Here is a 10,468-nt window from a genome sequence, read left to right on the forward strand (position 1 = left end):
CGAAATAGCGGTGGATCATTTCGATCCAGGCCTTGGCCCAGGTCACCGGACCAAATGGCATGGCTTCCTGCGCGGCATTGATGTGCTCATGCGCCAGCAGCGGATTGGCATGGCTGTAGCAGCCCGGCCAGTCCGGACAGCCGAGGCCCGAATCGGTCAGGCGCGTGAAGGCCCCGAACATGATCAGGTCGAAGGTAAAGAACAGCGTCACCCACACCAGCTTGCGGTATTTGTTGGCCACGCCCTGAGCGCGCCACACCAGCGCCAGCGGAATCAGGGCCACCACGAGCCCGGTCAGGCCCAGTTGTATCAGCGTCGTTGCATTCATCTTGAGTCAAACGTGCGTCACTGCGCGCAGGGGATCCATCCGCATCAGCCGATGGAGGAAGCGCGCAGCAATTTGGAAATGTCCTTCTTCATCTTGCCGGGGTCGGGATCCTTGGGGAAGCGCATCATCAGGTTGCCCAGCGGGTCGATCAGGTAGATGTGGTCTTCGGCCGAGGTGCCGGCATCGGCCGGCAACCAGGACTGCAATTTGCCGGCGTCAACCCGAAGGATATCGGTTCCGTCGAATTCGCGCAGGAGCAAGGTCGCAATCGGTGCGCGATCCGTGACCAGCCACACGCGCTCGATACGCTCCATTTCCTTGCCTTGCATCAGCCGCAGCTGGCGCATGGTCAGCAGTTTCTTCTGGCAGGGTTCGCCGCAGTCGCCGCGATCGACCTGCAGCATCACCCACTTGCCCTTGTAATCCTGCAGCTTGGCCGGACCACCATCGATGGCACTGCTGCCCAGATCCGGAATCGGATACTGGCGCGGATCGATCAGCGCACCATAGTTGTTGCGGCTCTGCGGCTTGATCACGTAATAGGTGAGGTAGGAAGCGATGAGCGGTGCGGCACACACGGCCACCACCGCCAGCATCTTCCAGCGGCCGATGCGGCGGCGGCGCGCCTCGTCGACGGATGCGGCTTGCGCGGATTGCGGAGCTTCAGGCTTTGTCATGACGACCACGTTTGAATCCTGTCACGATGAAAAAAAGAAGAGCCATGCCCGCCAGTGCATACCACTGCACGGCATAGCCGCGATGACGATCGATACCCAATGACGGAGCGGGCCAGTCGCGCACCAAGGTATCGCCCGCCGCCCCGCGCTGCTCGATCACCAGCGGTGCAAGCGGCACCCCGCTGGCCTTGGCCAGTGCCGGCACATCGAGATTCTGCAGGATGGCTTGCGGACGCGGCGCATCGGCCGTCCCCAGTTGCAGCACATGCCCGGCATCGCGACGCAGGATGCCTTGCACCTCGGTGATACCCGATGGCGGCGGCACCTGCGGCACGCGCGTGCGATCGGCAGCATCGCGCGGGGCCCAGCCGCGTGCCACGACCACGGCCGGTCCACTGCCCTCGGGCTGGAACAGCGTGAGGACATGGAAACCGACTACGCCGTTGTAGGGGCGGTTCTCCAGGTATAGCGTCCACTGCGGAAGATAGTGGCCGCGCAGGCGGATCTGTCGAAACTCCGCATCGCTCGCATCAACCGGCAGCGCACTCAGAGGAGCCTCGCTGCCCCGCGCCTGCATGCGCTGCTGCAGGGCCAGCTTCTCCTCGGCACGATGCGTCTGCCACTGGCCCAGTGCAATACCGGCGGCAGCCACGACCAGCGTGGCGCAAAACGGGATGAGGCGAAAAACGAATCGGGTCGGCATTGATGAAGTTTGGCCTTACAATGAAGCGCACACAGGACAAGAAAAAATCTTGCACATCAGCGTCGCAGCATACCGCATGCACGCCTTCGGAGACAGGGTTCCATCCTCATGAAAATCATCGTCGCCATCGCCTTCATCCTGATCCTGGCCAGCCTGGCCTCGGCACTGATCTTTCTGATGCGCGACAAGGGCAAGAGCAATCGCACGGTCCAGGCGCTGACGCTGCGGGTCGGCTTCTCGGTGGCGCTGTTCCTCTTCATCCTCCTGAGCTACAAGCTGGGCTGGATACAGCCGACCGGCATCCGCTGACTTCATCCGCACGCACCCCACAAAAAAGCCGCACCGAAGTGCGGCTTTGTCATTGTGCAGACGGTGCCGCCTTACAGCCAGTACACCACCACGTACAGGCCCAGCCACACCACGTCCACGAAGTGCCAGTACCACGCCGCGCCTTCGAAGGCGAAGTGATGCGTAGGCGTGAAGTGCCCGCGCAGCACGCGATAGAGCACCACCGACAGCATGATCGCGCCCATGGTCACGTGGAAGCCGTGGAAGCCGGTCAGCATGAAGAAGGTCGAGCCGTAGATGCCGGAGGTGAGCTTGAGGTTGAGTTCGCTGTAGGCGTGGATGTATTCATACGCCTGGAAGCCCATGAAGACCGCCCCCAGCAGGATGGTCAGGAACAGCCATATAGCCGTCTGCGCGCGATGTCCGGCGCGCATGGCGTGGTGCGAAATGGTTAGCGTCACGCCCGAGGTCAGCAGCAGCAAGGTGTTGATGGTCGGGATCGGGAACGGACCCATGGTGGTGAAATTTTCCACCGTACCGGCCGGGCCGATATTGCCCCATTGTCCGGTAAAGTCGGGCCAGATCACCTTGTGGTCCAGATCGGCCAGCCACGGCATGGTGATGCTGCGCGCATAGAACAGCGCACCGAAGAAGGCCGCGAAGAACATCACCTCCGAGAAGATGAACCAGCTCATGCTCCAGCGATAGGACAGGTCGATGCGCTCGCTGTAGAGGCCCGACTCGGATTCGCGGATCGCATCCCCGAACCAGTAGTACAGCACCACCAGCACCATCAGGATGCCGAGGATGTTGACGTAAGGCGCCCACGAGACGCCATTGACCCAGGCCGAGGCCCCGATCATGGTGATGAGCATGGAAATGCCCGCCATCATCGGCCAGCGCGACGGGCCTGGAACGAAATAATGGGGTGCCTTGGCTTGTTGAGAACTCATGTTCTTCTCCCGGTACGAAATCCGATTGTCCTGGCCTGGGCAAGAGCAGCAAACATGGGCATTAAGCTGCGTTGAATGCTCTTGCGATACAGGGTTTACGTTTCCTTAATGCTCTTTTTCGGTCAGTCTCATCCACCTGCCGCGCTGCGTACCACCAGCTTGACGATGCTCACCAGCACGGCCACGAAGATCACCGCACCGAGAATGCCGGCGATGATGACGTGTACCGGATTCAGCCGTGCTGCATCCGACTCGTAATCCTTGCGCTTGCGCACGCCGAAGAAGGACCAGAACACCGCCTTCATCGTCGCGCCGAAGGAGGCCTTGCGCTGCGCCGCCTGTTTCAGCTCATCGTTCACACCCGCTCCTCGGGGCTGGTCAGCCCGCCGTCTTGGCCTTGCCGTTGATCTCGAAGAAGGTATAGGACAGCGTAATCGTGGTCACTTCCTTGGGCAGCTTGGGATCGATGTAGAACACCACCGGCATCTGCTTGGCCTGGTTCGGTCCCAATGTCTGCTGCGTGAAGCAGAAGCACTCCACCTTCTTGAAGAAGGCCGCCGACTGCAGCGGTGCATAGCTCGGGATGGCCTGGGCATCCACGTTGCGCGGCTGGGTGTTGACCACCTCGTAGGTGACCTGCGTCATCTCGCCGGGGTGCACCTGCATGCTGGCCACCGTCGGGCGGAAGCGCCACGGTCCCTGGGCATTGCCATCAAACTCCACGGTGATGGTGCGCGTCTTGTCGATCTGCGTATTGGCCGGCGCTTCCACCGTCACATCCTTGGGCGTGAGGAAATTCACGCCGGTCACTTCGCAGATCTTGCGATAGACCGGGATGAGCGCATAGCCAAAGCCGAACATCAGCACCGCCACCACAAGCAGCTTCCTGAACATCACGCGGTTCAGGCCGCGTGATGTCGTCTCTTCTACCTGATCGTCATCTCTGCTCATTTGGCAAACCAGATGCGGTTGATGAAGATGCCGACGAAGAAGGCCAGCGCCACCAGCCCCAGCAGGAGGCCGGTGCGCAGGTTGTTGGGTTTCTTGCGTTCGGTCATGAGGGTTGCCTTTGCATTAGGGGCGATGACTTGTGTTATCCACAGGCGATTACTTCACCACCGGCGGTTCTTCGAAGGTGTGGAAAGGCGCCGGGCTGGGCACGGTCCATTCCAGGCCCTCTGCACCTTCCCAGGGCTTGGCCTCGGCTTTCTTGCCACCCTTGATCGAGGGAATCACCACGAAGAACAGGAAGTACACCTGCGACAGCCCGAAACCGAAGGCGCCGATGGAGGCGATCATGTTGAAGTCGGTGAACTGCGCCGGGTAATCCGCATAGCGGCGCGGCATGCCCGCCAGCCCCAGGAAGTGCATCGGGAAGAAGGTAATGTTGAAGGTGATCAGCGAGGCCCAGAAGTGGAACTTGCCGCGCCATTCGTTGTACATGAAGCCGGTCCACTTCGGGCCCCAGTAGTAGTAGCCGGCGAAGAGCGCGAACAGCGATCCGGCCACCAGCACGTAGTGGAAGTGCGCCACCACGTAGTAGGTATCCTGCATCTGGATGTCGATCGGGGTCACCGCCAGGATCAGGCCGGTGAAGCCGCCCATGGTGAAGACGAAGATGAAGCCCACCGAGAACAGCATCGGCGTCTCGAAGGTCATCGAGCCGCGCCACATGGTGGCGATCCAGTTGAAGATCTTCACGCCGGTCGGCACGGCGATCAGCATGGTGGCGTACATGAAGAACAGCTGCGCGGTCACCGGCATGCCGGTGGTGAACATGTGGTGCGCCCAGACGATGAAGGACAGGATCGCAATGGAGGCGGTCGCATACACCATCGATGCATAGCCGAACAGCGGCTTGCGCGCAAAGGCCGGGATGATCTGCGAGACGATGCCGAAGGCCGGCAGGATCATGATGTAGACCTCGGGGTGGCCGAAGAACCAGAAGATGTGCTGGTACATCACCGGATCACCGCCGCCGGCGGCGTTGAAGAAGGAGGTGCCGAAGTGGCGGTCGGTCAGCGTCATGGTGATGGCACCGGCCAGCACGGGCATGACGGCGATGAGCAGGTAGGCGGTGATGAGCCAGGTCCAGCAGAACATGGGCATCTTCATCAGCGTCATGCCGGGGGCGCGCATGTTGAGGATGGTGACGATGATGTTGATCGAGCCCATGATCGAGGACGCGCCCATGATGTGCATGGCGAAGATGCCCATGTCCATGCCGGGGCCCATCTGGGTCGACAGCGGGGCATACAGCGTCCAGCCGGCCGCGGTGGCGCCGCCCGGCACCAGGAAGGAACCGGCCAGCAGGAGCGCGGCCGGTGGCAGCAGCCAGAACGAGAAGTTGTTCATGCGCGCAAAGGCCATGTCGGAGGCCCCGATCTGCAGCGGGATCATCCAGTTGGCGAAGCCCACGAAGGCCGGCATGATCGCACCGAACACCATCACCAGGCCGTGCATGGTGGTCAACTGGTTGAAGAATTCAGGACGGAAGAACTGCAGGCCCGGCTGGAACAGCTCGGCCCGGATCAACAGCGCCAGCACGCCGCCCGAGAGCAGCATGGTGAATGAGAACCACAGGTAGAGCGTACCGATGTCCTTGTGGTTGGTGGCAAAGAGCCAGCGCCGCCAGCCGTGCGGATGGTCGTGCGCGTGGTCATCGTGAGCGTGCCCATGCCCGTGATCGTGGGAATGATCGGGGGCGTGATCGGCGGTGGTAGTCATGTCCGGTTCTCCAAACGATTACTTGCGGGCGGCCAGGATTTCGGCCGGCTGCACGATGTTTTCCTGGGCCTTGTTGGACCAGCTGTTGCGCGTATAAGTGATCACGGCGGCGATTTCGGTGTCGTTCAAGACACCCTTCCAGGCCGGCATGGCGTTCTTGCCGTTGAGCAGGATGTGGATCTGGCCATCCTTGGTGCCATTGACCACGGCACTGCCGTCCAGCGCCGGGAAGGCTCCCGGCACACCCTTGCCGTTGGCCTGGTGGCAGGCTACGCAGTTGGCTGCATAGACCTTCTCGCCGCGCTGCTTCAGCTCATCCACCGTCCAGACCTTGCTGGGATCATCGGCCTTGGCGGCCATTTCCTTCTTCTTGCCCTCGACCCATTTCTTGTAGTCGTCATCGCTGACCACGTTGACCACGATGGGCATGAAGGCGTGATCCTTGCCGCACAACTCCACGCACTGGCCGCGATAGGTACCGATCTTCTCGGCGCGGAACCAGGTATCGCGCACGAAGCCGGGAATCGCATCCTGCTTCACGCCGAAAGCGGGGATGGTCCAGGAGTGGATCACGTCATTGGCGGTGGTGACGATGCGCACCTTCTTGTTGACGGGCACTACCACCGGGTTGTCGACCTCGATGAGGTAGTTGTCGTTTTTCTTCAGCGTCGGATCGGTGACCTGCTCGCGCGGCGTGGCCAGGCTGGAGAGGAAGGAGATGCCTTCACCATCGCCCTTGAGGTAGTCATACCCCCACTTCCACTGCATGCCGGTGACCTTGATGGTGAGGTCGGCGTTGGAGGTGTCCTTCATGGCCACCACCGTCTTGGTGGCCGGCAGGGCCATGCCGATGACGATCAGGAAAGGCACCACGGTCCAGGCGATTTCCACGGTCGTGCTTTCGTGGAAGGAGGCGGGCTTGTGGCCGACCGACTTGCGGTGCTTGATGATGGAATAGAACATCACGCCAAAGACGGCCACGAAGATGACCAGGCAGATGATCAGCATCAGGATGTGCAGGTCATAGATCTGCTCGGCGATCTTGGTCACCGGCGGCTGGAAATTCATCTGCAGCACGGCCGGTCCGCCCGGACTATCCACCACTGCCCAGGCCGGCAAGCCGGCCGCCAGCAGCGAGGCACCGAGGGTCAAGGATTGAAGGCGCTTCGCAAGTTTCATGGATTTCCTCAAAAGCCCAAAATTATAAGAATGAGAGTGCTGCCACCCCGCCACCCCTGGCGGCCAGTTCCTGTTGCAGCTCCTGCACCAAAGCGCGCCGCTGCCACAAGCTCATGAACCGGCCAATTTCCACGCGCTGCCCCCGGCTTTCCAGGGCCACCAGCGACTGCCGGCCCACAGGAAAAGCGATGCGCATGCCATGCAACTGCAAGCTGCTGCGGTGCGAACGACTACCCTGGATGACTTCCACCTCCAGGCCATGATCGGCCAGCACCAGCACTTCGCGATCAGTGGCGTGACGGGCGTAGACCAGCATGGCCGCGCCCACCGCCACCAGTTCAATGCATGAAAAAACCAGGATGATCCAAGCGCCGCGCAGCGTGAAGCCCAGCGCGACCGTGAGTGAAACCGTACAAAGGACTGCGAAGACCCACGCCAGCTGGCGTGGCGCAATCGAACAATTGCGCTTCAATATCCATTCCCGCGTCTCCATGGCACCTCGCCAGCATGATTGTCGGTCGAGCGTGTCTCTGTCTCTTACCGCAGAGGAGGCTCACTGGATGCGGGCCAGCCCGTTCTTGCCGGGGGCCGTCTTGCGTGGGGCGCTATCCGTGGCTATCCGTTTTGCGGTCTTTATTTATTCTTGCTATTCGTTCGTACTGGAATTTCTTTGTGTGAATTTTTTTACCCATTTGAGTATAAGGGCTAACGTCGCCATGGATCAAGCACGCACCGCCGCATTGACAACGGTGGCGCCTGCGGGCTGTCCGGCGGGCCGGGATAGCGGCAGCAGAGCCGCCAGGGGCGCGGCTTTGCGGCGATATGAAGGCTTCGGCAGGAACAGGCAGGGCGTAACGATACAGCAACTATCTGGCAGGCCAGATAGAGCTGGGCGACTAAGCCTTATATGAAGTTTCGACTATCGCGGCGGGCGTTCGAAGCGAATGATGCTCTCGCCAGCCGCAGTGGTCTTGGGCACCGGACGGAAGGCGTGGCCGTAGACGACCTCGAAGGTCAGCGGGATCTTGCCGTCGGGCTTGCGCATGGCCTCGAAGGCCGCCAGCAGGCGCTGGTACTGGCTGCGGCTCATCATGCTGCGGCGCCGCGATTCCAGCGGATTGCCACCCCAGGCGCGCACGTCTTCCAGCAGGCGCTGGGGCGTTTCGTAGGTGACGGTGATGGTTTCCATGTCCATCACCGGCGTGGAAAAACCGGCATTGACCAGCATGTCGCCGAAGTCGTGCATGTCGACGAAGGGCAAGGTGTGCGGTGCAAGATCGATTTGTTCGAAAGCGCTGCGCACGTCGCGCAGGGTATCGGGGCCGAAGCAGGAAAACATCAGCAAGCCCTCCACCCGCAGCACGCGCCGCCACTCGGCAAACACGCGGTCGGGCTGGGGATGCCAGTGCAGGGCCAGGTTGGACCAGACCAGGTCCAGCGCATTGGCCGCCAGCGGCAGGCTGGCGAAGTCGGCACAGGCCAGTTCCGGCCCGCCGGCACCCGGACCGGAACCGAGCCACTTGTTGATGGAGCCGAACAGGCGGTTCATGGCCGTCTGCGCGCCGCGCTGGTGGTCGGCAGCCTTGGCCAGCATGCCGTAGGCGCCGTCCAGACCGATCACCTGCGCCTCGGGATAGCGTTTCTGCAGCACCGGCAGGTCGGCCCCTTCGCCGCATCCGGCGTCCAATACTTCACGCGGGGCGATTTTCACCAGGGCCAGGCGTTCCTGCATGCGCGCCGAGACTTCGCGGCGCAGGAAATCGGATTCGGCCACGCGCTGGGGCTGGCCGAAACGGCGGCGCACCAGGGGCAGGTCGATGGGAGCGCTCAGCTTGGCGCTGGCAGAAGGCGGCGGCAGGGACATGGGCAACGGAACAGGAAGATGGACTGCGCAGCAGCGTGGCAAGCTCGGGCGGCCAGCAGAGGGCCGCCGATCCACGGGGCTGATGCGATAATGCGCGTAGTTTAGTCGAAATCCATTTTTCCCGGGCGCACCTCGCATGGATCTCAAATCCTCCAAACCCGCAGCCGCATCGCCCCAGGCCAAGCCTGGCACCGCCTATCGCGCCGTCGGCGGCAAGCCGGCACGGCCGGGCAAGCCATCCGGCCCCGGCTGGCTGCAGCGCCTGCTGGCGCATGTGCCTCAACTGCTGCCGTCGTCCTGTGCGCTGTGCGGCGCGGCCGGACGCGAGACTCTCTGCGCGCCCTGCCACAAGCGTTTCTACACGCGCCAGCACCGCCGCTGCATCCAGTGCGCCCTGCCCATGCCGGTCACCGGCAAGGAACTGCGCTGCGGCGCCTGCCTCAAGGACCGCCCGGCCTTCGACGCCACCATCGTGGCCACCGATTATTTCGCCCCGTCCGACCAGCTGGCGCTGGCCCTGAAGTTCGGCGGCGACCTGCGCCTGGCACCGCTGCTGGCGCGATTGATCTTCGATGCCACGCGCCGCAATCCGGTGCCGGGCAGCGACGTGCAGCTGCCGATGCCGACCTTGCTGGCTCCGGTGCCGCTGGGATTGGCGCGGTTGCAGGAACGTGGCTTCAACCAGGCGCTGGAAATCGCCCGGCCGCTGGGCAAGCTGATGGACATCCCGGTGCAGCCGCGCCTGCTGGAACGCAAGAAGGAAACCGAGGCCCAATCGGCCCTGCCGGTCGGGGCTCGCGCGCGCAACGTGCGTTCGGCCTTCGCCCTGCCCTTCGCGGCCATGGATCAGGTACGCGGGCTGCATGTGGGCATCGTCGACGATGTCATGACCACCGGCGCCACCTTGAATGAAGTGGCGATCGTGCTCAAGCGGCACGGCGCCCGGCGCGTGACCAACCTGGTCTTTGCGCGCACCCTGCCGACCTGAAGCGGGTCGGCCATCCTTTACATAGCAGGAGAATTGTTTGTTCCACGTCGTCCTGGTCGAGCCGGAGATCCCTCCCAATACCGGCAACATCATCCGCCTGTGCGCCAATACCGGCGCGCAACTGCACCTGGTGGAGCCGCTCGGCTTCCCGCTCGATGACGCCAAGATGCGGCGCGCCGGGCTGGATTACCACGAATACGCCAACATGCAGGTGCACAAGGACTGGGACCAGTTCCTGGCCCATCGCCGCCAGGATCCGCAGTTCGATGAGGCGCGCATGTTCGCCATGACCACGCATGGGTCCACGCCCTTTGCCGGCCTGGCCTTCCGTCCGGGCGACACCTTCGTGTTCGGCTCCGAAACGCGCGGGCTGGCACCGGAGCGGCGTGAATCCTTCCCCACGGCACAGCGCATCCGCCTGCCGATGCGGCCGGGCAACCGCAGCATCAACCTGTCCAATACGGTGGCGGTGGTGGTGTATGAAGCCTGGCGGCAGAATGGCTATGACGGTGGCAGCTGAGAACCCGCTGCACCCATGAAAAAACGGCTCCCGAGGGAGCCGTTTTCGTTGGTTGCGCCGGTCAGCCCAGCAGCAGGGCGTCGTCCGAGAGCTTCTCGCCGCGCGTCTGCTCGAACATCTTGAGCAGGTCCGGCACGTCCAGCCCGGCGCGTTCGGGGCCGGAGACATCCAGCACCACGCGGCCCTGGTGCAGCATCACGGTGCGGTCGCCGTAGTCCAGCGCCTGGCGCATGCTGTGGGT

Annotated in this window: 14 protein-coding genes and 1 pseudogene; 3 read left to right on the top strand and 12 right to left on the bottom strand. The window is 62.7% G+C overall.

Features of this window, described 5'->3' with window-relative positions:
- From B3873_RS08175 to B3873_RS08185, 3 genes are all read right to left on the bottom strand, one after another.
- Positions 1-328 (bottom strand): COX15/CtaA family protein (locus B3873_RS08175; RefSeq protein WP_286865180.1); only part of this gene is annotated, 328 nt, incomplete at its 3' end.
- Between the two features lie 44 nt (positions 329-372).
- Complete coding sequence (locus B3873_RS08180) at positions 373-1,005, bottom strand: SCO family protein (RefSeq protein ID WP_039783812.1); 633 nt, start codon at positions 1,003-1,005, stop codon at positions 373-375.
- Positions 992-1,708 (bottom strand): SURF1 family protein, encoded by a 717-nt coding sequence (locus B3873_RS08185; protein WP_286865183.1) that lies wholly within the window; start codon positions 1,706-1,708, stop codon positions 992-994. The genes B3873_RS08180 and B3873_RS08185 overlap by 14 nt, the downstream gene beginning before the upstream one ends.
- A gap of 108 nt (positions 1,709-1,816) precedes the next feature.
- Between B3873_RS08185 and B3873_RS08190 the strand changes: the two genes are divergently transcribed.
- The gene (locus B3873_RS08190) at positions 1,817-2,017 is read left to right on the top strand and encodes a twin transmembrane helix small protein (protein WP_006461519.1); all 201 of its coding nucleotides are present in this window, start codon (positions 1,817-1,819) and stop codon (positions 2,015-2,017) included.
- Positions 2,018-2,088: 71 nt separating this feature from the next.
- Here the strand turns inward: B3873_RS08190 and B3873_RS08195 are convergent, their stop codons facing one another.
- The 8 genes from B3873_RS08195 to B3873_RS08230 form a co-directional block, all read right to left on the bottom strand.
- Entirely contained in the window at positions 2,089-2,949 is an 861-nt protein-coding gene (locus B3873_RS08195) for a cytochrome c oxidase subunit 3 (protein ID WP_286865188.1), read from the bottom strand.
- A 128-nt stretch (positions 2,950-3,077) separates the two neighbouring features.
- Complete coding sequence (locus B3873_RS08200; protein ID WP_166675147.1) at positions 3,078-3,254, bottom strand: DUF2970 domain-containing protein; 177 nt, start codon at positions 3,252-3,254, stop codon at positions 3,078-3,080.
- Between the two features lie 73 nt (positions 3,255-3,327).
- A complete protein-coding gene (locus B3873_RS08205; RefSeq protein WP_039783803.1) occupies positions 3,328-3,900 on the bottom strand; it encodes a cytochrome c oxidase assembly protein in 573 nt (190 codons plus the stop codon).
- Positions 3,897-4,007: a cytochrome oxidase small assembly protein gene (locus tag B3873_RS08210; protein WP_209532642.1), complete on the bottom strand. Its 111-nt coding sequence runs from the start codon at positions 4,005-4,007 to the stop codon at positions 3,897-3,899. The genes B3873_RS08205 and B3873_RS08210 overlap by 4 nt, the downstream gene beginning before the upstream one ends.
- 49 nt (positions 4,008-4,056) lie before the next feature.
- Complete coding sequence (gene ctaD / locus B3873_RS08215) at positions 4,057-5,676, bottom strand: cytochrome c oxidase subunit I (protein ID WP_034332709.1); 1,620 nt, start codon at positions 5,674-5,676, stop codon at positions 4,057-4,059.
- An 18-nt stretch (positions 5,677-5,694) separates the two neighbouring features.
- Positions 5,695-6,855: a cytochrome c oxidase subunit II gene (coxB, locus tag B3873_RS08220; RefSeq protein ID WP_286865190.1), complete on the bottom strand. Its 1,161-nt coding sequence runs from the start codon at positions 6,853-6,855 to the stop codon at positions 5,695-5,697.
- Positions 6,856-6,877: 22 nt separating this feature from the next.
- Positions 6,878-7,348: a DUF2244 domain-containing protein gene (locus B3873_RS08225; RefSeq protein WP_121040498.1), complete on the bottom strand. Its 471-nt coding sequence runs from the start codon at positions 7,346-7,348 to the stop codon at positions 6,878-6,880.
- A gap of 426 nt (positions 7,349-7,774) precedes the next feature.
- Complete coding sequence (locus B3873_RS08230; protein ID WP_286865191.1) at positions 7,775-8,719, bottom strand: methyltransferase domain-containing protein; 945 nt, start codon at positions 8,717-8,719, stop codon at positions 7,775-7,777.
- Between the two features lie 136 nt (positions 8,720-8,855).
- On the opposite strand from B3873_RS08230, the gene B3873_RS08235 reads away from it, so the two are divergent.
- Both B3873_RS08235 and B3873_RS08240 read left to right on the top strand, forming a co-directional pair.
- Positions 8,856-9,707 carry a ComF family protein gene (locus B3873_RS08235; RefSeq protein ID WP_286865193.1) on the top strand — a complete coding sequence of 284 codons (852 nt, stop codon included), beginning with the start codon at positions 8,856-8,858 and terminating at the stop codon, positions 9,705-9,707.
- A gap of 37 nt (positions 9,708-9,744) precedes the next feature.
- Positions 9,745-10,227 (top strand): tRNA (cytidine(34)-2'-O)-methyltransferase, encoded by a 483-nt coding sequence (locus tag B3873_RS08240; protein ID WP_039783793.1) that lies wholly within the window; start codon positions 9,745-9,747, stop codon positions 10,225-10,227.
- A gap of 61 nt (positions 10,228-10,288) precedes the next feature.
- Here B3873_RS08240 and B3873_RS08245 read toward each other — a convergent pair.
- Positions 10,289-10,468: pseudogene (locus B3873_RS08245) on the bottom strand (ABC transporter ATP-binding protein); the annotation flags it as partial.

This window comes from Herbaspirillum sp. UBA812, from assembly GCF_002296545.1.
Taxonomy (GTDB): Bacteria; Pseudomonadota; Gammaproteobacteria; order Burkholderiales; family Burkholderiaceae_D; genus Herbaspirillum; species Herbaspirillum huttiense.